The organism is Grimontia sp. AD028 (genome assembly GCF_000973155.1).
Lineage (GTDB): Bacteria > Pseudomonadota > Gammaproteobacteria > Enterobacterales > Vibrionaceae > Enterovibrio > Enterovibrio indicus.
In genome coordinates this window covers 52,782-74,289 of the sequence record NZ_LASY01000064.1, presented here as the reverse complement: position 1 = coordinate 74,289, position 21,508 = coordinate 52,782, and the positions used below count along the sequence as shown (strand labels likewise).

Sequence of the window (21,508 nt, the reverse complement as noted above, 5' to 3'; positions counted from 1 at the left end):
AATTTTCGGGAAAGGAAAGCTATCTATCTAGACGTCTAAACCTTTCTGTAAACCAAGATAGACGCTTGATGAAGCTTTGACCGAAACGAAGTTGAGAACCAACAAAAAAGGCGCCGAAGCGCCTTTCTCAAAGGGAGAGAATTGGAGGCTATTTCGCCAGCTTCTCCAGTACCGCTTTGCGTTCAACTTCACGACATGCTGCGGCAGTGAACACCACGTCTGTTGAGCTGTTCAGTGCGGTTTCAGCTGAATCCTGAACCACGCCGATAATGAAGCCTACCGCGACAACTTGCATCGCCACATCATTAGGAATGCCAAACAGATTACAAGCCAGAGGAATCAGCAGCAGTGAGCCACCCGCTACGCCAGATGCACCACATGCAGAAACCGCGGCAACGATGCTGAGAAGAAGTGCGGTGGCCAAATCTACCTGAATACCCAGTGTATTAACGGCAGCCAGTGTCAGAACGGTGATTGTAATTGCCGCACCGCCCATGTTGATGGTCGCACCCAGAGGGATTGAAACGGAGTAAGTGTCTTTATCCAACTTCAAACGGTTACATAGCTGCATGTTCACAGGGATGTTGGCAGCGGAGCTTCGCGTAAAGAAGGCGGTCATGCCGCTTTCACGCAGGCACTGGAACACCAATGGGTAAGGGTTTGAGCGGGTTTTGAAGTACACAATAATAGGGTTAACGACCAGCGCGATAATTGCCATGCTACCCAACAGCACAGCCAGCAAGTGCGCATAGCCCATTAGTGCTTCAAAGCCAGTTTCTGCGAAGGTTTTTGCCACCAGACCAAAGATACCCAATGGCGCCAGTTTAATGATGTTGCGAACGATGAAAGAGACGCTTTCTGCAACGTCACCAAATACCGTTTTGGTGGTGTCATTGGCGTGGTGAAGGGCAATGCCCAGGCCGATTGCCCAAGCCAGAATGCCGATAAAGTTACCGTTCATCAGAGCATGGATTGGGTTATCTACAATGCTGAACAGCAGGGTAGTAATCACCTGGCCAATACCTTCTGGTGGTGCAACTGCGGTTTCAGAGGTTGTCAGCGTCAGTTCTGTTGGGAACAGGAAGCTCATCGTCACCGCGGTCAGCGCGGCGGCAAAAGTACCAACAAGGTAAAGGATAACGATAGGACGAAGATGTGTGTGTTGGCCTTTGCGTTGATTAGCGATAGATGCTGCGACCAGTATAAAGACCAGAATCGGAGCAACGGCTTTTAACGCACTGACGAAAAGCCCACCGAGGAAACCGACGGATTTTGCACTTTCTGGCGAAAAACTTGCCAACGCGACACCCGCAATAATACCGACCAGAATCTGGACAACCAGACTGGTATTGGCAATGCGAGCGAGAGGAGATTGTGTTTGCTTCATTATATTCTCACTTCACTGTGTAAGGGTCTTGGGGCCCCATAACCGACAAAGCCTCAAACGTCATCACGCTTGAGGTAAAACTGTTAACACGAGGTTAGCGATTGGATTAAATCAGGACGGCTGGCATCCTGTAAAGGGATAAATGACACAAAATATACAATCAGATCGCATATGCGTGATTATATAACGTTATATGTGGATATGGTGATGTAATGTGTTGGATAAATAACTGTTGTTTAGTTGTTAATTGGCATAATAAAAAAGCGCCCTAGAGGGCGCTTTGGTGGTAAAAATCATACTGAGCTTGGTGCGTATCGGACTAATAAATAACGCGTCCAATAGTGTTAAGCAACTGACTCACACCTTTTGTGAAGTGGAGCGGAGCGTCCGCGACTGTGTAGCATAGGCAGCCATCGTGTGTTTGCGGCGTGTGATGGTTTGAGCCGTCCAACACAATGAAATCGCCAGGCACGTACTTGTCATGTTCGTCTTCGAAATGACCACTCAGTAATAGCGTCACTTCCATGCCCTTGTGAGTATGACTAGGAACACTGCCATTCATACCAATATGAAGCAGACTCGCTCTGGTATCGCCTTCATTGAGAGGCAACCTTGCTCGGCTGATTGCACCAATTGAGCTCCACCCTAAATGGTGGTATCGCCGCAGTGCGGTCGGTAGGTTGTATCGTTCACCCGCCACTTCAATCTCTGTAGAAGGGGAGGCAGATACTTTTGTCATTGGCACGCTCTCTCCGCTGATGATGGATGCCATCATGTCAGCGAAAAGCGCTTCTTGCGCTGCGTGAGTTTCTGTGTCGTTGACGCTTTCTTCACTGAAGGCTGATTCAGCCGCTTTCGCTTCGTAGTGCGCAAGCTTATCTGCGCAGCATGAACACAGTTCACAGTGGGCAGCGACGGCAATGGACATTGATGCCGGCAATTCACCCGCTGCATGTGCCTCAAGCAGTGCTTCAGACGGATGGTACTTAATCATTATTTACCTCCAGATGAGTACGCAGTTTTTGAAGGCCCAATCTCAACCTAGATTTGATGGTGCCCAGGGGCACGTTGAGTTGGTCTGCGAGCTCTTGATGAGTCAGCTGTTTCAGATAGACACCTCTGACGACCTGCTGTTGTAAGTCAGGTAACAAATCAATGTAAGAAAGCAATTGCGTCTGGATTTGATCTTGCAATGCTTCGTCTTCTTGATCGCCAACTTCACCATCAATAAGCGGCCAAATATCGCCACTCAAACAATCTTCTCTATTGCTCTTCACTTTTCTCAGCATGTCAAAGCTGACGTTACGCATGATTGTGAACACCCAAGTCGACGCGCCCCCTTTAGACCCGTCATACAGATGGGCTTTTCGCCACACCAGAATCATGGTTTCCTGAACCAACTCCATCGCTTGACCGTCTGCTCTCAAATGGCGAAGGCCGTAGGCACGAATTTTGGGTGCGAAGTGACTGAACAAGCTTGAAAAAGCTTTGTCGTCTCTGTCGTTCGCAACGCGAGTTAAAAGCTCCGCCAAATGTTCAGGGGTGGGTGTAGACATAGATGACCGACTGTTTGATCGTTTCTGGTTGATTGAATTATAAGTGCTTTCGACCAGTTCCATGATGATTGTGTCCTTTAAATGTCTTACCAGTCGAAACGAATGAAATTCAAATTTGGATCACTTGTACATCAAATTTTTTCTTCGGTGAGCAGCAAAGAGATGAATTGTTTGGCTTCTTCTAAATCCTTTTGGGACAAGAACCATTGTCTTTGGTTATTGGCGAGCGGAAGGATTTCTAACCAGCGTTGGCATACCCAAAGCATATCGTCGAAGTGCTGTTCATCGTGGTATTGCGAAGCATGTTCAGGGTGGGCTTCGAAAACGTTTTCCAACGCTTCACCTAGGAGGCCAGCGCCTTCGATTTCATCCCAATTCTCAAGCGCTTCGGCATCGCCGATCCAAAGTCCGTCTTCTTCCTGGCCGATATTGTCCAGAGCGACACGGGAGATACCTCGGATGGTGATGCCAAGTAAACCGTCTGATAAGGTTTCAAAATCGACGATCTTTACATGTGTGCCGAAGCGACAAATTGCGTCTCCGTCCTTCATTGCCAGCACAAAACCGCTGTCGCTCGCCATTGATTCCTTCACCAAGCGCACATAGCGTGGTTCAAAAATCCTTAGCTTGGTAACACCGCCAGGCAGTAAAAAGAGGGGTAACGGAAAAAGACCTAAGTGCATTGAAACCTCCATAAAATCACGTAGAAATTTACGGAGAGATCAGTGTGTGAGATCACCTTCGCTTACTCTTTACTCTCGAAATAGTCGGCAAGTCCGCTTTGAATGGCATCAACCAGTTGCTTAAGTTGCTCGCTGCTCATGTCGTATGGCGGCATGATATAAACTAATCGGCCAAACGGACGAATCCATACACCTTTCTTTATGAAGTGTTTTTGAATGGTATCGACATCGACGGGTGAGTGCGTTTCCACCACACCAATCGCACCGAGCCAACGCACATCCTTTACGTGCGGCATTTCAAGCAATGTTGGAAGTAATTCAGCCAGCTTTGCTTCAATACCGAGCACTTTTTCCTGCCAGGGCGTGTCTTGGAGTAATTGAAGGCTGGCGTTGGCCACAGCACTAGCGAGAGGGTTTCCCATAAAGGTTGGGCCATGCATAAAGCAACCTGCTTCCCCGCTACACACTGTGTCTGCTAGATGCTTAGAGGTGATGGTGGCTGCCATGGTCATATAGCCGCCCGTTAAAGCTTTACCCAAACAGAGAATGTCAGGTTCGATATCGGCGTGTTCGCAGGCGAAAAGCTTGCCTGTACGGCCAAAGCCAGTAGCGATTTCATCACAGATTAAAAGAATACCGAACTCGTCGCACAGTTCTCTGACGCGCTTTAGAAAGATTGGGTGATAAATCCGCATTCCACCCGCACCTTGAACGATAGGTTCGAGGATCACTGCTGCTATTTGCTTTGCATTGCTTTTTAACTTGTCTTTGAAATCGGCAATGTCATTTTCGTCCCACTCATCGTGGAAACCGCATTGCGGTGAGTCCGCGAAAATATGTTCCGGTAAAAAGCCTTTATAGAGCTTGTGCATTGAGTTATCTGGGTCTGTCACTGACATCGCTGCAAAACTGTCGCCGTGATACCCGTGGCGAAGTGTCAAAAACTTCGCTCGGCTTTCCCCTTTTGAATGCCAATACTGCAGCGCCATTTTGAGTGCGACTTCCACAGAAATAGAGCCTGAATCACACAGAAATACTTTCTCTAGCGAAGGCGGTGTCATGGATACCAGCTTTTTACACAATTCGATCGCTGGCTCGTGAGTGATGCCGCCAAACATCACGTGAGACATGTTGGCGAGCTGAGAAGTAACAGCTTCATTCAATGCAGGATGATTGTAGCCGTGAATCGCTGCCCACCAAGACGACATACCGTCAATAAGCTCGGTGCCATCTTCCAGATAAATGTGAACGCCTTCCGCCCGGCTAACGGGATAACACGTCAACGGGTTAATGGTGGATGTATAAGGGTGCCAAATGTGATTGCGATCGAATGCGATATCCATGCTCAAAAAATATCCAGATGTAAACCATAGAAAGTGTTTGCTGTTGACATTGTAAAGTGCGACCTTAGACTGGACAAGTTATCGTTTAATCAATTTGAGGAAAGACAGGTGGACGTTCGCCATAACTGGACTGTCGAGGAAGTACAGGCCCTTTTTGAAAAACCTTTTATGGATCTGATGTTTGAAGCGCAACAGATTCACCGACAGTACCAACCCGCTAACCAAGTGCAAGTCAGCACACTGCTTTCCATTAAGACTGGTGCGTGTCCTGAAGACTGTAAGTACTGCCCCCAGAGCGCACATTACCGCACCGACGTAGAGAAAGAACGTCTGTTGGAGGTAGAGCGTGTTCTGGATGCAGCGCAAAAAGCGAAGAACTCAGGTGCGACGCGTTTCTGCATGGGTGCAGCGTGGAAAAACCCTAAAGAGCGTGACATGCCGTATCTGAAAGACATGATCAAAGGTGTGAAGGGTATGGGCCTTGAAACCTGTATGACACTTGGCATGCTGAGTCCGGACCAAGCGAACGAACTTGCGGGAGCGGGTTTGGATTACTACAACCACAACCTGGATACCTCACGCGAGCACTACGGCAACATAATTACTACCCGTACATTCCAGGATCGTCTGGACACGTTATCTCATGTTCGCGGAGCGGGCATGAAGGTGTGTTCCGGCGGCATCATCGGCCTTGGCGAGAGCAAACAAGACCGCGCTGGTCTGCTTGTCGAGCTGGCGAACCTTCCACATCACCCAGAAAGTGTGCCAATTAACATGCTTGTTAAGGTCAAAGGCACGCCAATGGAAAGTGTCGACGACGTTGAGCCTTTTGACTTCGTTCGTATTATCGCTGTAGCACGCATTATGATGCCGAAGTCTGCTGTTCGTCTCTCAGCAGGTCGCGAAAACATGAATGAACAGATGCAAGCCATGTGTTTTATGGCGGGTGCGAACTCGATTTTCTATGGATGTAAGCTACTGACCACGCCAAATCCAGATGAAGACTCAGATATGATGCTCTTTAAGAAGCTGGGCATTAACAGCGAGCAGGCTGTCCAAAAACCGGATCAGGTTCAGGAAGAAACGCTGCTGACTCAAGTAGCAGAACGCGTAGCTTCTCGTCCGGGCAAAGACGATCTCTTCTACGAAGCGAACGTTTAGGAGCGCGCTTCGACAATGCGTGAACAATGCCAGCTGCAAAGCCGTATCGAGCAGAGGCTCGAAGCGCGGCGGCAACAACGCCTTCACCGTCAGGTGGCTGCATTCAGCCACCAAGACGGACTGATAACGGACAGCGGCAACCGCCAGTTCGCTAATTTCTCGGGCAACGATTATCTTGGCCTCGCTCAGGACGCATCCCTCATCAAAGCCTGGCAAGAAGGGCTTTCCCTTTATGGCGCGGGAAGCACAGCTTCTCCGTTGGTAACCGGCTTCTCTAAAGCTCACCAGTTCTTGGAAGACCAGCTTTGCGATTGGCTGGGCTTTGATCGGGCGATATTGTTTAACAGTGGTTTCTCTGCCAATCAGGCGGTGATTTTCTCTTTGCTAGAAAAGGGAGATTTGCTGCTTCAAGACAAGCTTAATCATGCCTCTTTAATGGAAGCTGGGATGCTGTCTGAAGCCACAATGAAACGCTTTCCCCATAACGATGTGACTAAACTTGGCGCGCTTCTACAGAAAGCAGACAGCCCAACGCTGACTGTCACAGAAGGCGTATTCAGTATGGATGGTGACTTGTCACCACTGGCTGATGTGAAAGCACAATGTGAAGCTCACGGTTCATGGCTGATGGTGGACGATGCCCATGGCTGTGGGATTCTTGGAAAAGATGGTCGGGGTAGTTGTGATCATGCAGGTATTAAACCTGACATACTGATCGTGACCTTTGGTAAAGCCTTCGGGATGATGGGCGCGGCTGTACTTTGCAGCGAGAGTGTCCATGATTATTTGACACAGTTTGCCCGTCACTACGTGTATTCAACCGCGATGCCGCCTGCTCAGGCACATGCTTTAACAAAGGCGGTGGAGATCATCAGCGCACAATCCTGGCGTCGTGAAAAACTCGCATCGCTCTCTGAGCTTTATCATTCTTTGCTAGCTGACGTTCCAGAAGTCATTCCTACGATAACGCCTATCAAACCTGTTTTGCTAGGCGGTGTAGAACGTATGCAAATTGCAGCAACATCCCTTAAAGCATCCGGGTTTTGGACGGGGGCGATTCGTCCACCGGCAGTGCCAGCAAACTCTTCCCGTCTTCGAATCACGTTGTCAGTCAACCAAAGCGAATCGCAAGTGAAAGAGTTAGCAGCGACACTGAGCCAGATTTTGCAGGAGGCATCATGAGTCAGGCTATCGATTTTCAGCAAGGCGCATTCACCATGCTGAATGACGAAAAGAAAGCCATCAAGGACGCCTTCGGCCGTGCGGCAAAAACGTATGACAATAGCGCTTCATTTCAGCGACGTGTTGGTCATTTGCTGATGGACATGACCACGGATTGGCAAGATAAGACTGTCCTCGACTTGGGCTGCGGCACTGGCTATTTCACCAAACAAATTCTGGAGCAGGGCGCAAACATGATTGCGCTCGATCTTTCCGACAAGATGCTTGAGCAGGCGAGGTCACGTTGCGGAGACAGCGTGGACTATGTTTCAGCCGATGCCGAAGCACTGCCATTGGCAGATAACAGTGTTGATATCGCTTTCAGTTCGCTAGCGTTGCAATGGTGTCATGACCTCTCTGTACCTTTGAATGAGCTAAAAAGAGTCGTGAAGCCGGGGGGGAAAATCCTATTTACGACGTTGTTAGAAGGTTCGCTGAAAGAGCTGAAGCAATCATGGCGTCAAGTGAACGGGCAGTCTCACGTTAATACCTTTTTATCACCCAAGCAGGTAAACATTGCGCTCGCTCAAGCTCACTGCAACCACTACCACATAGAATGTAAGCCGATTACGGAGTATTACCCCTCAGCGTTCGCATTAATGAGAGACCTAAAAGGGATCGGCGCAACGCATCTTCAAGAGGGAAGAAGTGCGGGTCTAGTTGGCAAACGTACCTTCAACGAATTGGAAAACGCTTACGGCGTTTACCGGCTTGCGGATGGTACCGTTCCCGCTACGTATCAAGTTTGCTTTGGAGCTATAACAAATGAATAAAAGCTTTTTCGTCACAGGTACGGATACTGAAGTAGGAAAAACTGTCGCTTCAATGGCGGTTATGCAGGCTGTCTCCAAGGCTGGTTACAGCGTGGCTGGATACAAACCAGTCGCCGCAGGCAGTAAGGAAACAGAACAAGGCCCAATGAACTCAGACGCCATTCGCCTGCGCGAATGTACGACAGTAGAAGTTAGCTACGCGGATGTGAATCCTTGTCTGTTGCATGCGGCTTGTTCACCGCATATTGCTGCTGAATTGGAAAATGAAACGGTCGACTTTAGTCTTCTAACGGATGGATTGAAGAATCTTCAAGCGAGATCGGAATTCACATTGGTAGAAGGTGCTGGCGGCTGGCGAGTGCCTGTTACTTATGACACTACGCTGGCAGACTGGGTTGTGGGTGAGAAGCTACCCGTGATTCTAGTTGTTGGTATTAAGTTGGGTTGTTTAAATCACGCTTATCTTACCGCTGAAGCGATTCGGCGAGATGGCATGGAAATCGTTGGTTGGGTCGCGAACCGCGTTAACCCGGGAACAGAGCACTACGGCGATATCGTTAAGACGCTGGAACATCACTTGAAAGTGCCTAAGCTGGGTGAGATTCCTTACATGCCATCTATCAAGTCGCGTGACTTGAGTGGTTACATCGACATCGCACCACTGGGGTTGTAACCAAAAGAAAAGCCAGCTTAAAGCTGGCTTTTTTGGAACTTGGTTTTGTGTTTATTTGCTATCTTCCGGCAGCAAGCCCATCAGCGATTGCTGAACATCGGACACTTCTTTGAGCTTTTGATTCTCATCGTCGGCAAGCCCCAACTCGGCACAAGCTTCGTCGAAGCTCATTCCCAAGTGACAGCAAAGGATATCGATTGCCATACGATAGTTTTCTTTGTCAGCCATGATTCTCTCTCCTTAGAATCGCGTCCCTGCTGGGCCACAATGTATGCCTTTTGGCATTTCATCCTTATGCGTACGTTATTCCTCTCTGGCGACAAATACAACTCGACAAAAGTCTAATACCCTAGTCGAACATCCTCTATCTGTTACCTGTTTTACGCACGCTTAAAAAATAGCATACGGCGTATGTTTGCAAGAACTTGCGTTTTAAACTGTGCTCCCTCGCAAATAACGAGTGATGGAGATGTCAATCCAAAGCAGAGTGTACAGAGCTGACCCATTCCAAAGCACATGACATAGATGAATGCTTTGCCTTCAGGCCGCGTAAGAGTGAATGGTTTTTCTTTTAACCCTCTGACCAAGAGAACAAAAACAACAAATTTCTGTGATTTGTGTTTTAAATTGTTACACAGGCTTGTTTTTCCACATTTCGACCCTACTATTCGAACTGTATACCCAAGCTAGCTGAGGTCACTATGATCAGCGACTTGAGGTAGCTTGAGTAATACGCTTTCATGATTCGGAGAATATTGACGCAATGAAACGCATCGCATTATTTCTGATGACAAACCTTGCTGTACTGTTTGTCTTCAGCATCGTACTAAACATCGTATATGCCGTTACCGGTCTGCAACCAGGCAGCTTGTCTGGACTATTGGTGATGGCAGCATTGTTCGGTTTTGGTGGCTCACTGATTTCGCTGATGATGTCGAAATCTATGGCACTACGTTCAGTGCGCGGCCAAGTTATCGAACACCCACGTAACGAAACTGAGCACTGGCTGATGAGCACAGTGAGCCGTCAGGCACAGCAAGCAGGCATTGGTATGCCAACTGTCGCTGTTTATTACTCGGACGACATCAATGCTTTCGCGACAGGCGCGAAGCGCGATGATTCTCTGGTTGCGGTTTCCAGCGGCCTGCTGGAAAACATGACACGTGATGAAGCAGAAGCAGTTCTGGCGCACGAAGTCAGCCACATCGCAAATGGCGATATGGTGACTATGACTCTGATGCAAGGTGTCGTGAACACCTTCGTTATCTTCATTTCCCGCCTTATCGCTGGCGCCATTAGTGGTGTAAACAACAGTGATGAAGAGGGTGAAGGTGGCGGCAGTTTTATCACTTACTTCATCGTATCTTCTATTCTGGAAATCGTGTTTGGCCTGCTGGCAAGCATCCTGACCATGTGGTTCAGCCGCCATCGCGAGTTCAAAGCGGATGCTGGTGCTGCCAAGCTGGTAGGTAAAGAGAAAATGATTGCAGCGCTGGAGCGCCTGAAAGTGAGCCATGAGAGCCGCCTTGAAGGTTCTATGATGGCTTTCGGTATCAATGGCAAGAAGTCGCTGAGCGAACTGTTCATGACTCACCCTCCATTGGATAAGCGCATTGCATCACTGCGTACAGGTGATCATCTGTAACAGGTATTCGTCCTGACTTTGATAAAAACGCCTCCTTGTTTAAGGGGGCGTTTTTTTTATCCCCCTCTTTTTCAGCCAGAAAGATAATCATCAGCTAGATTTCAAGAAAACACAGAAGGAGAAAGGAAGATGAACCCTGTTGGGTTGTTTGGGTATAAATGGATAGAGCAAAGGCATTTTACGAAGCCGCTTTGGGTATGACGCTAAGTAAACAGGAAGTGGGCGGGCAGCAAATGGCGTGGTTCCCCGTAGAAAAAGAAACAGCCTATGGCGCGACGGGATCATTGATCTTGGGCGAGCCCGGCGCTTCAGCGACCACTGTCTACTTTGGGGTAGAAAGCATTGAAGATGTATTAAGCCGTGTAACGGAAGGATCTGTCGTTGTTCCGAAAACAGCAATTGGTGAAAACTTTGGCTTTTTCGCAAAGCTTCGTGACAGTGAAGGAAACTTGATAGGTATACATAGTCACAGTTAAGCGACAAGTTGTAAGAAATTCGGCTTGGCGGTCACGTTTGTGGCCGCTTTTGCTTGGGTGGTTATTTTTTCAGCGCCCTCAATGTGTTGAAATGGCAGTCATGCGCTTGCACGCTGTTCAATTAGTCTAATAAACCAGTCAGTGTTGACTACATTCTAAAAACTAAGGATTCATGGAAGACGAATGCTGAAGGCAATTAGATTTGTCACTTACAGTGCTGTAGTTTTGGCACTGCTCGCGACTGCCGTGTTTTACGGTGCGCTGACGCTCAGCCTTCCAACACTCTCCGGTACTGCCTCTTCAAACAGTGTGAGCGAAACAGTTCATCTGCAGCGCGATGAATTGGGCACTGCTATTATTATCGCCGAGAACCGTCTTGATGCTTCCTATGCGCTTGGATATGCCCATGGGCAAGATCGCTTCTTCCAGATGGATCTGCTCAGAAGAAACGCAGCAGGGGAATTGTCTGCTTTGTTTGGAGAGGCGGCATTGCCTATAGATGAAAACCGTCGTTTCCATCAGTTCCGCAAACGAAGTGAAGCCGCTTTTAAACAGCTGTCAAAAGAAGATCAGCTAACGTTAGAAACCTACGCCAATGGCGTGAATGATGCATTAGCCCAGCTTTCACTACCGTCCTTTGAATATCTGGTCACTCAAACACAACCATTGCCATGGAAACCAGAAGATTCGGTATTAGCAATCTTCAGTATGTATCTGGACTTGCAGGGAAGAAGCCTTGAACGGGATCTACTGATCGACGCGCTACACAACAATTTTGGTGACGAAATCGCCCGCTTCATTCTTCAACCTTCGCCGTTTCAAGCTGCATTGGATGGCTCAACCATCGCAATAAGACCTCTGTCTGTTCCAGACTTGAACCCATCTTTGTTGGCAAATGCCGGAAAGGTAACAATAGAAAAGCCGCAGGCGGTGGGGAGTAATAACTGGGCGGTACGCGGTTCTTTAACCCGAAATGGCAAAGCCATGCTTTCTGACGATATGCACCTCGGTTTGAATGTGCCCATTATCTGGTATCGCACCCAAATCAATCTCCTGTCCGGTGATGACCTAACCCAAATTACGGGAGTCAGTTTACCGGGTGCACCTGCCGTCGTGGTGGGAACAAATGGTCATGTGGCCTGGGGCTTTACCAATGGATATATGGATACGGCGGACTGGTATCTGTTGAGCCCCAAAGAGAAAACGACGCTGGAAACAGAAACCATTCCCCTAAAAGAAGGGGAACACAAGTACCTACTTGAGCAAAGTCAGTATGGGCCAGTTAAGGTGATAAATGGCCTTAAATATGCCTTGAGTTGGGTGGCGCACCGAGACTATGCCGTCAATTTGAACCTGATGAAACTGGAACAGGCAAAAACGGTTCAGGAAGCTGTGGGGGTCAGCAAAAATACTGGCATACCCGTACAGAATCTAGTGGTGGCGGACTCTGCCGGCAATATCGCTTGGCAGGCGACGGGAGCCCTACCTGATAGACGCAAACCGCTCTCGAGGCCGGAAGCCTCTTCGCGATTCGACCAACGCTGGTGGCAACAAGCGACAGATGTGCCTTTTTCCATTAACCCTAAAACTGATCGAATTTGGACAGGCAATAGCCGTGTCGTTAGTGCCAAGCAGGATCCACGCTTTGGCAATGGTGGATACGCGCTCGGGGCGAGAAGTGCACAAATAAAACAAAGATTGATGGAAAAAGATCTTTTCGATATTGAAGATTTCTACGCCATCCAGTTGGACAATGAGGCCGTGTTCTTAAAACGCTGGCATGCAAGCTTGCTTGAAGTGCTAGAACAGGATGCCGGCGTTTTTCAGGAAGATATCGTTGCGCTTAACAGATGGAATAACTGCGCCTGTGCAGATTCTGTTGGTTATACCTTGGTGCGAAAATACCGTGATGCACTTATTGATGCGTTATTTGCCCCCCTTGAAACCAAGCTTGAATCTCAGCAACTTTCACTTTCCCTCATTGAACGACAGATTGAACCAGCACTTTGGCAACTGATGATGGAACAGCCTCCGACTTGGCTACCTGCTGGTCATGAAAGCTGGAATGCTTTTCTAACACAAGTCTACTTGGATATGCGTGATGCCCTCATGATTGAAATGACAGGCCATGCCGATGGCTCTTTGCAAGCATTGAAATGGGGAGAGGTTAATCAATTAAAGGTGCAGCATCCGTTCAGCAAGCAAATCCCGATTTTAGGCGGTATTTTAGATATGCCTCCTGTGGCAGGGTTTGGCGACCGATTTATGCCTGCGGTGCAGGGGAGAGCCTTTGGTGCTTCTCAACGTCTTATTGTTCAGCCTGGAGATGAAGTCAATGGGGTTCTGACGCTTCCAGGAGGGCAAAGTGGTCATCCATTATCGCCTTTTTATCGTGAAGGCTTTGAAAATTATGTAAATAATGCATTTACGCCGCTGTTACCTGCCACGCCTATCCATCAAATATCTTTTCAACCTCAGGCTCCGATCCAGTGAATCGGTGAAATTCGACAAAATTAATGTCTAATTAGTCTATTTTTAATGATAAATACAAACATAAATAAATGAATATTAAAGTAATATTGATTGACTGTAAAAAATAATGACAACTTAATTCTCGTCAAAAACAATTGAATTTAATCAATAATATTCATTGTATTCGTTATCAACAACCAGTTGTGGGAATGAAACCCCATAGAACATGTTGGTGTAAAAAATCAAATAAACGCATGGCTCATTTTTTAGAAAATATTTATTTTCTGAATGTGTAGTCCAGAATTAAGACCAAAACATTTTTCGATTAGAAAAGTATGAATATTCTCATTTGCATAACACCTGGTGTTAAAGTCGGACAGCCTCTCAAAGGAGAGTGGTCCGTTTGCCTCGGCAAATTGAGGGTATTTGATATGCAGTTTGATTCTTTTGCACATGCTTCGCGTTGGTTGGATCTCGCGACTTTCGGTCCTAAGAAAGGCGAAGCAAACATTTTAATAAATAAGCGCGCTAAAACTTGGTTTGATGAACAAGTAGCACTTCCAACGACATCCCACGTAGAGCAATGCCAGAAGCAATTTGTGGCGCAGGGCTACGGGAAGAGACCTTCAAAGTCCACCCGTGTAAGAGCCTGGCTGGATGTCGCATTCTACTCTAAAGACCAACTTCGCCAACGTGTCGCCTATGCGTTGTCACAAATCTTCGTCGCGTCGGATCAAGATCCGAATCTGGCCAACCATGCGCCAGCTATCGCGAACTACAACGATCTTCTTTGCCAACATGCGTTTGGTAACTTCCGTGACCTCCTGAAAGATGTATCCGTGTCACCGGTGATGGGGCAATACCTGTCTATGGTCGGTAACAAGAAAGGAGACCCAGCTTCAGGTCGCCGCCCTGATGAAAACTACGCCCGCGAGATCATGCAACTCTTTTCTATCGGACTTTATGAGCGTGATCTGGACGGTACCTACTATCTGGATGGTAACGGCAAGCCAATTCCTTGTTATACCGAAAAGGATATTCAAGAACTGGCACGCGTCTTCACAGGTTGGAACCACGCGGATGCGGATCTGATGGTGCCGATGGTGAATAACGCTGTTGACCATGACCGCGGTGAAAAATCAGTGCTGGGGCATCGTTTCCCGAAAGACATGCCAGCAGAGCAGGAAATGGATCAGGTCATGGATATGTTGCTTCATCATCCATCGACTGCACCTAATATCTGTCATGGTCTGATTCAACGAATGACCACCTCAAACCCATCTCCTGACTACGTTCGCCGTGTGGCTGAGGTGTTCCTCGATAACGGTATGGGCGTGACGGGTGACCTAAAAGCGGTCGTTTGGGCCATTTTGACAGACCCTGATGTTTACACAGCAACACCGACGACCATGAGTAAGGTACGTGAGCCTTGGTTGTCTCTGGTGGCTATATATCGAGCCCTGGATGTTAAACCGGGCGCTGGCAGTGCAGTGGTGGAAACTGATTTGGTTTATTTGAAAACCTGTAATCAATATCCACTGGGTTCACCGTCGGTATTTAATTTCTTTTTGCCAGACTATGCACCTAAAGGCGTAGTGAAAGAGAATAATTTGGTTGCGCCAGAACTACAAATCGTTGACTGGTCACATATTATTTATGTTCACAACTTTATTTACGGTCTTATTCGTCTGAACCTTCAGAAATTAAGCGCGCCTTTAGCTAAAGAGCTTTATATCAATGTCGAAGAATTTAAATCATTGATTGCCGCTAAAAATATCGAAGGCTTTATCCAAGAAACATCAGAACGCTTTTTCAATGGCGCGATGCCTACTCGACTAAAACAGGAACTTCGTAAACATTATAACGGGATGGACTTGAACCCGGGCAAATGGGTACAGCGTTTACTGTTTATTGCTCTGGCATCACCATACTTCCACGTTCAGGAGAACCGCGCATGAAACTGACAAGAAGACACTTCATCAAATCTCTGGGTGCAGCGGGTGCGACGGTTGCCGCTCCAATGAGTTTCAGCGTAAAAGCGAATGGCGCAGAAGATTACAAAGCTCTAATTTGCGTTTTCCTCGCTGGCGGTAACGATTTTTTCCACCAGGTACTGCCACTGGACAGCACCAACTACAATAAGTACGCGTCGTCACGTAACTCCACATTAGTTTCGCGTAGCCAGATCAACCCTTTGAATATCAAGGATGCCAATGGTGTGCAGTTTGGTCTGCACAAAGCGATGTCACCCCTGATGCACCTCTTTAACCAAGGCAAAGCGAATATCGCCCTGAATGTGGGTCCACTTCTTGCTCCAGTTACTGCGGATGATATAGCAGCAGACCGCGCAGAGCTTCCTCCTTTCCTGTTTGCGCACAACAAACAACAGGAAGTTTGGCAGCACAGTTGGATGGGGCAGGACTACAGTGAAAACGGTTGGCTGGGTATGTCAATGGATGTACTGTCGCGTAGCTATGGTGGCTTGCCGAACGCGTTCCACACTGGCCCAAATACCCTGTTAGATGCTTACGATTCTGACAAGATCTTCGTTAACAAGAACGGTTTTGAGTCGTTTAACATGCTTCAAAATGCAGCGATGCGCTCTAGTTACGAAGACAATGCCAACCAATACTATGATTCGCCACTGACTGCAGGTTATGCCGAAGCGGTAAAACAAGCCATGTACGCGCAGGATCAGATGAGCCCTGTTGTCGATTCCATCCCTATGGACACCCGTATTCCGGGCTCCAATCTAGGTATGCAGCTGCGTGCGGTGAAGCAAATGATTGAAGGTGCGCAGTTATTGGGTCATAACCGCCAGGTATTTTATGTGTCGCTGGGTGGTTTTGATACTCATGACAATCAAGTTCGTCGCCAGGATGAACTGATGAGAGAGTTTTCTGAGACGATTGCGGCACTGTATGCCACATTGGATGAGGAAGGGCTCACTGATAACGTATTGACGTGTACTTTGTCGGAGTTTGGCCGCACGATGCACGATAACTCGCGTGAGGGAACCGATCACGGTTGGGGTGGTGGTCACTTCATGTTTGGTGGTGGCACTACTTCGGGGACTTGCTTCGGCACTTACCCAGACTTCACCCGCGGTGGGCAGGATGACAACGGTCAAGGTCGCTTGATTCCTAAAATCGCCCATGAGCAATATGCTGCGCACATGGTGAAATGGCTGGGAATGAATAATGCGGGATTGTCCACCGTGTTCCCGAACCTCCACCGGTTTGGCGGCCCAATGGCATAAGCCTCTTCTCAGTCTATTCAAAGCCCGCAGTAGCGGGCTTTTTCGCTTTGGGGCCAGAGAAAAATCATAAGAACCGATGAAAATGTCGAAATTAGAAAGGGTTTTGGCCCAACTGAATAGATTCATTTTATAAAATGCCATACCATTTCCATAGATTCACTACGTAGTAAGGGTACTAAAATGAGCGAAAGCTGGGATGATCTGGCGGCGGGATGGGATGAAAACGAAGCCGTCATTGCCTATTCAGAGAAAGCTTTCGGCACCCTTTGTGAAATCATCGAGATCCGTGGTGCACAAGTACTGGATTTCGGTTGTGGTACCGGATTGCTGACTGAGCAACTCGCCCCTCGTGTCACGTCAGTGACGGCAATTGATCCTGCCACCAAAATGATCCAAGTGTTGGATGATAAAGGTTTTGGCAATGTCACCACAGTGGTGGGTGAGGTAGACGAAGATTTTGTTCGTGACTGTCGCCAATCAGGTAAACGCTTTGATGTGGTGGTGGCGTCTTCAGCGCTGGCTTTTGTCCCTGATTATGCTGAAACCATTGAATTACTGACAATGCTGCTCGCCGACAAAGGTGTGTTGGTTCAGTGGGATTGGGAGAAAGTAGGTGACTCCAGCGTGGGCTTCTCTTCAACTGAAATTGAAGAAGCTTACGAAAGTGCAGGGCTTAATGTGGTTTCCATCACCCATCCATTCTGCATGGGAGACATGAGGGTCATCATGGCAGTGGGACAACGGGAAGCCTAATCAGTTAGTCCAAAGCGCATGCAAAAGTAAACGCCAGTGTCGAGCAGGCAGTGGTTTTGCACTTCACTGACGTTTGACTTTTTGCTAATCGCTTCCTAGGGGCTGTTGACCTTTGGTGATGATTATTTCAGAAGCTCAACCATGGCTTCACCTACACCATGTGCACTCGCAGGGTTTTGGCCTGTCACTAACTTGCCGTCAGTAATCACGTGAACGCCCCAAGGTTGGATCTTGCTGTATTTTGCAGCCTTGCGCGTCAAAGACTCTTCCAGCAAGAACGGAATATCCTTGATGGTGCCGAAATCCACTTCTTCCTCACGGGTAAAAGCGGTCACTGTTTTGTCTGCAATCAACGGCTGACCATTGCTCAACGTGATTGGCAACAAAGCCGCAGGGCCGTGACAAACTGCACCAATAACACCACCATTTTCATAAAGTTTGGCTGCTAGGCTTGCCGTTGGTGCATGCTGAGCAAGGTCAGAAAGCAGACCAAAACCACCTGGGTAGAAAATCGCGTCGTAGTCGTCAGCATTCAACTGGCTCACCGGAATAGTGTTCTTTACACGAGACTGGAATTCATCGTTGTTGAAAACACGGCTGTTAACGTCGTCACCTTCCATATCTTCGCCATAGAAAGGCACTTCGCCACCATTGATAGAAGCAACGTCATAGGCAAAGCCAGCTTTTAGAAATACGTCCAGCGCGTGAGTCAGTTCTGGTGCGTATGTGCCGTTGGCCTGGTCTGTGGTTCCCAGTGTGGCGTGATTCGTAACAATGATCAGAATCTTTTTCATGCTGTAATCCTTCTAATTTGAGCGGGTGCAGATGGTTTGGGTATTTACTCTATACTTTCGCTAATTAGGTGATAATCCATTAATATGGAAAACCGACTTTGCTATATGGCAATAATCAATGAAGAAACGCTCACTCAGTTTTGAAGGTATTGTTGAGTTCGTCACCGTGGCTGACGCAAAGGGATTCAGTGAGGCGGCACGGAGACTGAACTGTTCTGTAAGCCATGTATCCCGGCAGGTTTCCCGTTTGGAAGAGCGCTTAGGAACGGCGTTATTTGCCCGCTCCACAAGGTCCGTAAAACTGACGGAAAATGGGCAGCAGTATTATCTTCAATGCCAAGAGTTGGTGAGTGGTCTTTCTCAAGCAAATGAAATGGTGACAGGCGCGCAGTTTGATTTGCAGGGAACGTTGCGGATCAGTATGGCAGGCTCTTTTGCTGAACAATTTGTCGCGCCTGCTTTGGTGGAGTTTGCCAAGCTTCACCCCGATCTCGCCGTCGAGTTGGATTTCAGTAGCCGCCACGTGAACTTTGTTGAGGATGGTTTTGATTTTGCCATCCGCTACGGGCGTTTGCAGGATTCCGGGTTGGTGGCACGAAAGCTGGCAAACAGAAACTTGATGGCTGTTGCTTCGCCAGAATACCTGTCAGCGAAGGGCGAACCAGAGAGTCCTCAAGCATTGGCAAAGCATTCATGCCTTATTACCAATAACGACACTTGGCTCTTCGAAAGGAATGGTAAAGAGATGCCGATAAAGGTATCTGGCCGTTTCCGGTGTAACAATGCGAATGCCATGGTTGAAGCTTGTAAGGCGGGACTGGGCATTGGTTATATGCCGAAAAGCAGCTTTCAAAAAGCGGTTGAAGAAGGGAGCTTGGTGCCTGTTCTCGAACCTTACTGGACGCAGAACATTACCTCGTGGGTGGTGTATCAAAACCGTCGATTCTTACCCCTCAAGGCCCGTCTCGCTATCGACCACTTACTCGAACATTTCAAAGAGTGGAACGAATAAAGCAGAGAGTGGGATTAAAGCCTAGAAACAAAAACACCGCCTGCGTAATCGCAGGCGGTGTTTTAAATTGGAGCAATTCTTAAGCCGCTTGAGGCGCGTCTTCAATCGCTACGCGGTTAACGTTCCAGCTCAGCATCAGACCCAGCGCTACACTTGCGCCAGCCCCCATCATCACTGCTGATACCGTCAACAGGCCGTGGATTGCCAGTGCAGATACCACGCCACTTGCTACGAAACAGATCATCGTCTGCAGGAAGTTCAGTAGACCCGCCGCCGTTGCGCTACAGGTTTTAAATTCTTCCAGCGCTTTGTTTACTACGATTGGGTAAATTGCACCGTTCGCCGCCGCCAAGAAGCAGAATGGGATCAGTACTGGCCAGATGTTGGTCACATCAGTCTGCCAAGACACCGCGAAAATGATTGAAACGCTCGCGATGAACAGGCCCACGAACCACGGCAGAAGCACAGAACCATCAAACTTGTTCAAGAGTGCACGACAGCTGTAACCACCGACAATGAACGCGATAGTTTGTGGTACATAGCTCATGCCGATGTCAGCGCCGCTGTAACCCATTCCTGTCATCACGAACGGAGAGCCAGTCAGCCAAGCAAAGAACGCTGCAGAACAGCCTGCGAATACCAGCATGTTGCCAACGAATTTACGCGAGCTGATGATGTTCTTGTAATCGCTAACCAGTTTCGCACCCAGCTTCTCATCGCTGTTGACTGTCGGCGCACTTTCTTTCTGACGCAGGGTCGTGATCACCAGCACCGCGCCCAAAGCAACCAGCGCGATGAAAATGCTTCGCCAGCCAAACTGAGATTCCAGTGCTGCACCCGCCAGTGGCGCTAGGGCAGGAGACAAAGCGACCAACGGCATGATGGTAGCGAAAACACGTTGAGACGTTTTGCTGTCATAACGGTCGATAACTACCGCTTGCCAAATCACAGAAGCAGAACACGCACCCAGTGCCTGTACAAAACGTGCAGCCAGGAACACTTCAATGCTATCAGCCATAAAACAGGCTGCGGTTGCAGCACTGAACAGCGCCATACCACCGACCAGCACTTTGATGCGGCCGATGCGGTCAGACAGTGGTCCATATACGATTTGACCCAGCGCCATGCCCAACAGGAACACGGTCAGCGACAAACCAATCATGGATTGAGTTGTACCCATCTCAAGGCGGATGTTTTCAAAAGCGGGCAGGTACATATCAGTCGCCAGAAAACCGAGCATGCTCAGGCCAGCAAACCAAATCATTGTTGTCATAGGAACAGTATTTTTCATTTTACTTATCCGTTGTTGCAATATGCGCGCAGTCTACTGCTAGCGAAAAGCGCTGTGAAACGCTAAAATTTCCACATTGCTTTCAAAAATTTTGATTCGTATGTTTTCCTATCAAGATCTGCAAGTTATCGATGCTGTTGCGCGTCGTGGTAGCTTTTCCGCTGCAGCCGAAGAATTGCACAAAGTTCCAAGTGCGGTGAGCTATACCGTCAGGCAGATGGAAGAGAAGCTTGCTGTGAATTTATTTGAGCGATTGCACCGCTCAGTCAAACTCACGCCCGCTGGCGAGTTCTTCGTGCAACAGGCAAGAGACTTGATGAAGCGGATGGATGAGATACGCGATCAAACCCAGCGCGTGGCCAACGGTTGGACACGAAGTGTTTCTCTGGCTCTGGATAACGTGGTGCGTGAAGACCGTGTCGATTCATTGGTTCGGGACTTCTACGATGCTTTCCCTGACGTGGAATTACTGCTGACCATGGAAGTGTTCAATGGCGTGTGGGATGCATTGGCATACGACAGGGCAGATATTGCCATAGGTGCGACAGCGGCGGTGCCAGTCAGCGGAAACCTAAGTTATCGCGATATGGGTATTCTCACTTGGCGATTTGTGGTTTCGAAAGACCATCCTCTGGCGGCAGAGCCTGAGCCTCTGAGACATGAACAACTGTTGGCTTACCCTGCAATTTGTCTTGAAGACACTTCCCGTATTCTTCCCAAACGCGCCACCTGGCTGCTCGACAACCAGCGTCGCCTCACTGTACCCAACTGGCATAGCGCCATTCAGTGTTTTCGCTCAGGATTAGGGATCGGAGCCATGCCATCACATATGGCTCAACCGTATCTAGCAAGTGGTGAGTTGGTTGAGAAAACACTGGTGGAGCCTCCCGCCAAAAGCCCATGTTGTATTGCGTGGCGTTCAGACAAAGAAAACCCAGCGGTGAACTGGATTTTGGACTATTTAGGCGATGCAGAGAAAGCGCATAGAGAATGGTTGGAGTGAGTTAAA

Annotated in this window: 20 protein-coding genes; 12 read left to right on the top strand and 8 right to left on the bottom strand. The window is 48.3% G+C overall.

Going from position 1 to position 21,508, the window contains the following annotated elements:
• Positions 1–148 precede the first annotated feature (148 nt).
• The 5 genes from sstT to bioA all read right to left on the bottom strand — a co-directional run bounded on the left by sstT (position 149) and on the right by bioA (position 4,969).
• Positions 149–1,387, bottom strand: coding sequence for a serine/threonine transporter SstT (gene sstT / locus RN22_RS14790; RefSeq protein WP_046305505.1), 1,239 nt, complete (start codon positions 1,385–1,387; stop codon positions 149–151).
• Between the two features lie 319 nt (positions 1,388–1,706).
• Positions 1,707–2,381 carry a ChrR family anti-sigma-E factor gene (locus tag RN22_RS14785; protein ID WP_046305504.1) on the bottom strand — a complete coding sequence of 225 codons (675 nt, stop codon included), beginning with the start codon at positions 2,379–2,381 and terminating at the stop codon, positions 1,707–1,709.
• Entirely contained in the window at positions 2,374–3,006 is a 633-nt protein-coding gene (locus RN22_RS14780; RefSeq protein ID WP_002535045.1) for a sigma-70 family RNA polymerase sigma factor, read from the bottom strand. The genes RN22_RS14785 and RN22_RS14780 overlap by 8 nt, the downstream gene beginning before the upstream one ends.
• A gap of 68 nt (positions 3,007–3,074) precedes the next feature.
• Positions 3,075–3,626, bottom strand: a complete 552-nt coding sequence (locus RN22_RS14775; protein WP_046305503.1) for an LON peptidase substrate-binding domain-containing protein — start codon at positions 3,624–3,626, stop codon at positions 3,075–3,077.
• A 62-nt stretch (positions 3,627–3,688) separates the two neighbouring features.
• Positions 3,689–4,969, bottom strand: coding sequence for an adenosylmethionine--8-amino-7-oxononanoate transaminase (bioA, locus tag RN22_RS14770; RefSeq protein WP_046305502.1), 1,281 nt, complete (start codon positions 4,967–4,969; stop codon positions 3,689–3,691).
• A gap of 108 nt (positions 4,970–5,077) precedes the next feature.
• Here bioA and bioB point away from each other — a divergent pair, with 108 nt between their 5' ends.
• Genes bioB through bioD form a run of 4 tightly spaced genes read left to right on the top strand, consistent with a single transcriptional unit; the run spans position 5,078 to position 8,797 of the window.
• On the top strand, positions 5,078–6,130 hold the full coding sequence (gene bioB, locus RN22_RS14765) for a biotin synthase BioB (protein WP_002535049.1): 1,053 nt from the start codon (positions 5,078–5,080) through the stop codon (positions 6,128–6,130).
• 15 nt (positions 6,131–6,145) lie between these two features.
• A complete protein-coding gene (gene bioF, locus RN22_RS14760; RefSeq protein ID WP_046305501.1) occupies positions 6,146–7,312 on the top strand; it encodes an 8-amino-7-oxononanoate synthase in 1,167 nt (388 codons plus the stop codon).
• Positions 7,309–8,124 carry a malonyl-ACP O-methyltransferase BioC gene (gene bioC / locus RN22_RS14755; RefSeq protein WP_046305500.1) on the top strand — a complete coding sequence of 272 codons (816 nt, stop codon included), beginning with the start codon at positions 7,309–7,311 and terminating at the stop codon, positions 8,122–8,124. Before bioF ends, bioC begins: the two co-directional genes overlap by 4 nt.
• Positions 8,117–8,797, top strand: coding sequence for a dethiobiotin synthase (gene bioD / locus RN22_RS14750; RefSeq protein ID WP_046305499.1), 681 nt, complete (start codon positions 8,117–8,119; stop codon positions 8,795–8,797). Before bioC ends, bioD begins: the two co-directional genes overlap by 8 nt.
• A gap of 51 nt (positions 8,798–8,848) precedes the next feature.
• Here bioD and RN22_RS25160 read toward each other — a convergent pair whose 3' ends face one another.
• Positions 8,849–9,025 carry a hypothetical protein gene (locus RN22_RS25160; protein WP_002535055.1) on the bottom strand — a complete coding sequence of 59 codons (177 nt, stop codon included), beginning with the start codon at positions 9,023–9,025 and terminating at the stop codon, positions 8,849–8,851.
• Positions 9,026–9,560: 535 nt separating this feature from the next.
• Between RN22_RS25160 and htpX the strand changes: the two genes are divergently transcribed.
• The 6 genes from htpX (at position 9,561) to RN22_RS14715 (ending at position 17,402) form a co-directional block, all read left to right on the top strand.
• Complete coding sequence (gene htpX / locus RN22_RS14740) at positions 9,561–10,442, top strand: protease HtpX (RefSeq protein WP_046305498.1); 882 nt, start codon at positions 9,561–9,563, stop codon at positions 10,440–10,442.
• Between the two features lie 158 nt (positions 10,443–10,600).
• Positions 10,601–10,918 carry a VOC family protein gene (locus RN22_RS14735; protein ID WP_046305497.1) on the top strand — a complete coding sequence of 106 codons (318 nt, stop codon included), beginning with the start codon at positions 10,601–10,603 and terminating at the stop codon, positions 10,916–10,918.
• A 183-nt stretch (positions 10,919–11,101) separates the two neighbouring features.
• Entirely contained in the window at positions 11,102–13,411 is a 2,310-nt protein-coding gene (locus RN22_RS14730) for a penicillin acylase family protein (RefSeq protein WP_046305496.1), read from the top strand.
• 410 nt (positions 13,412–13,821) lie between these two features.
• The gene (locus RN22_RS14725) at positions 13,822–15,348 is read left to right on the top strand and encodes a DUF1800 family protein (protein WP_046305495.1); all 1,527 of its coding nucleotides are present in this window, start codon (positions 13,822–13,824) and stop codon (positions 15,346–15,348) included.
• Complete coding sequence (locus RN22_RS14720; RefSeq protein WP_046305494.1) at positions 15,345–16,649, top strand: DUF1501 domain-containing protein; 1,305 nt, start codon at positions 15,345–15,347, stop codon at positions 16,647–16,649. Before RN22_RS14725 ends, RN22_RS14720 begins: the two co-directional genes overlap by 4 nt.
• Before the next feature lie 180 nt (positions 16,650–16,829).
• Positions 16,830–17,402: a class I SAM-dependent methyltransferase gene (locus tag RN22_RS14715; protein ID WP_046305493.1), complete on the top strand. Its 573-nt coding sequence runs from the start codon at positions 16,830–16,832 to the stop codon at positions 17,400–17,402.
• A 122-nt stretch (positions 17,403–17,524) separates the two neighbouring features.
• Here the strand turns inward: RN22_RS14715 and RN22_RS14710 are convergent, their stop codons facing one another.
• Entirely contained in the window at positions 17,525–18,196 is a 672-nt protein-coding gene (locus tag RN22_RS14710; RefSeq protein WP_046305492.1) for a type 1 glutamine amidotransferase domain-containing protein, read from the bottom strand.
• A gap of 118 nt (positions 18,197–18,314) precedes the next feature.
• On the opposite strand from RN22_RS14710, the gene RN22_RS14705 reads away from it, so the two are divergent.
• The gene (locus tag RN22_RS14705; RefSeq protein WP_046305491.1) at positions 18,315–19,208 is read left to right on the top strand and encodes a LysR family transcriptional regulator; all 894 of its coding nucleotides are present in this window, start codon (positions 18,315–18,317) and stop codon (positions 19,206–19,208) included.
• 79 nt (positions 19,209–19,287) lie between these two features.
• On the opposite strand, the gene punC is transcribed toward RN22_RS14705, so the two are convergent.
• The gene (punC, locus tag RN22_RS14700; RefSeq protein ID WP_046305487.1) at positions 19,288–20,499 is read right to left on the bottom strand and encodes a purine nucleoside transporter PunC; all 1,212 of its coding nucleotides are present in this window, start codon (positions 20,497–20,499) and stop codon (positions 19,288–19,290) included.
• A 100-nt stretch (positions 20,500–20,599) separates the two neighbouring features.
• On the opposite strand from punC, the gene punR reads away from it, so the two are divergent.
• Positions 20,600–21,502, top strand: coding sequence for a DNA-binding transcriptional activator PunR (gene punR, locus RN22_RS14695; protein WP_046305485.1), 903 nt, complete (start codon positions 20,600–20,602; stop codon positions 21,500–21,502).
• Positions 21,503–21,508: the final 6 nt, after the last annotated feature.

Bases quoted from the DNA above. Each gene is read 5' to 3' on its own strand.
- sstT (WP_046305505.1), bottom strand. From the start codon at position 1,387: ATGAAGCAAACACAATCTCCTCTCGCTCGCATTGCCAATACCAGTCTG.
- RN22_RS14785 (WP_046305504.1), bottom strand. From the start codon at position 2,381: ATGATTAAGTACCATCCGTCTGAAGCACTGCTTGAGGCACATGCAGCG.
- RN22_RS14780 (WP_002535045.1), bottom strand. From the start codon at position 3,006: ATGGAACTGGTCGAAAGCACTTATAATTCAATCAACCAGAAACGATCA.
- RN22_RS14775 (WP_046305503.1), bottom strand. From the start codon at position 3,626: ATGCACTTAGGTCTTTTTCCGTTACCCCTCTTTTTACTGCCTGGCGGT.
- bioA (WP_046305502.1), bottom strand. From the start codon at position 4,969: ATGGATATCGCATTCGATCGCAATCACATTTGGCACCCTTATACATCC.
- bioF (WP_046305501.1), top strand. From the start codon at position 6,146: ATGCGTGAACAATGCCAGCTGCAAAGCCGTATCGAGCAGAGGCTCGAA.
- bioC (WP_046305500.1), top strand. From the start codon at position 7,309: ATGAGTCAGGCTATCGATTTTCAGCAAGGCGCATTCACCATGCTGAAT.
- bioD (WP_046305499.1), top strand. From the start codon at position 8,117: ATGAATAAAAGCTTTTTCGTCACAGGTACGGATACTGAAGTAGGAAAA.
- RN22_RS25160 (WP_002535055.1), bottom strand. From the start codon at position 9,025: ATGGCTGACAAAGAAAACTATCGTATGGCAATCGATATCCTTTGCTGT.
- htpX (WP_046305498.1), top strand. From the start codon at position 9,561: ATGAAACGCATCGCATTATTTCTGATGACAAACCTTGCTGTACTGTTT.
- RN22_RS14735 (WP_046305497.1), top strand. From the start codon at position 10,601: ATGGATAGAGCAAAGGCATTTTACGAAGCCGCTTTGGGTATGACGCTA.
- RN22_RS14730 (WP_046305496.1), top strand. From the start codon at position 11,102: ATGCTGAAGGCAATTAGATTTGTCACTTACAGTGCTGTAGTTTTGGCA.
- RN22_RS14725 (WP_046305495.1), top strand. From the start codon at position 13,822: ATGCAGTTTGATTCTTTTGCACATGCTTCGCGTTGGTTGGATCTCGCG.
- RN22_RS14720 (WP_046305494.1), top strand. From the start codon at position 15,345: ATGAAACTGACAAGAAGACACTTCATCAAATCTCTGGGTGCAGCGGGT.
- RN22_RS14715 (WP_046305493.1), top strand. From the start codon at position 16,830: ATGAGCGAAAGCTGGGATGATCTGGCGGCGGGATGGGATGAAAACGAA.
- RN22_RS14710 (WP_046305492.1), bottom strand. From the start codon at position 18,196: ATGAAAAAGATTCTGATCATTGTTACGAATCACGCCACACTGGGAACC.
- RN22_RS14705 (WP_046305491.1), top strand. From the start codon at position 18,315: ATGAAGAAACGCTCACTCAGTTTTGAAGGTATTGTTGAGTTCGTCACC.
- punC (WP_046305487.1), bottom strand. From the start codon at position 20,499: ATGAAAAATACTGTTCCTATGACAACAATGATTTGGTTTGCTGGCCTG.
- punR (WP_046305485.1), top strand. From the start codon at position 20,600: ATGTTTTCCTATCAAGATCTGCAAGTTATCGATGCTGTTGCGCGTCGT.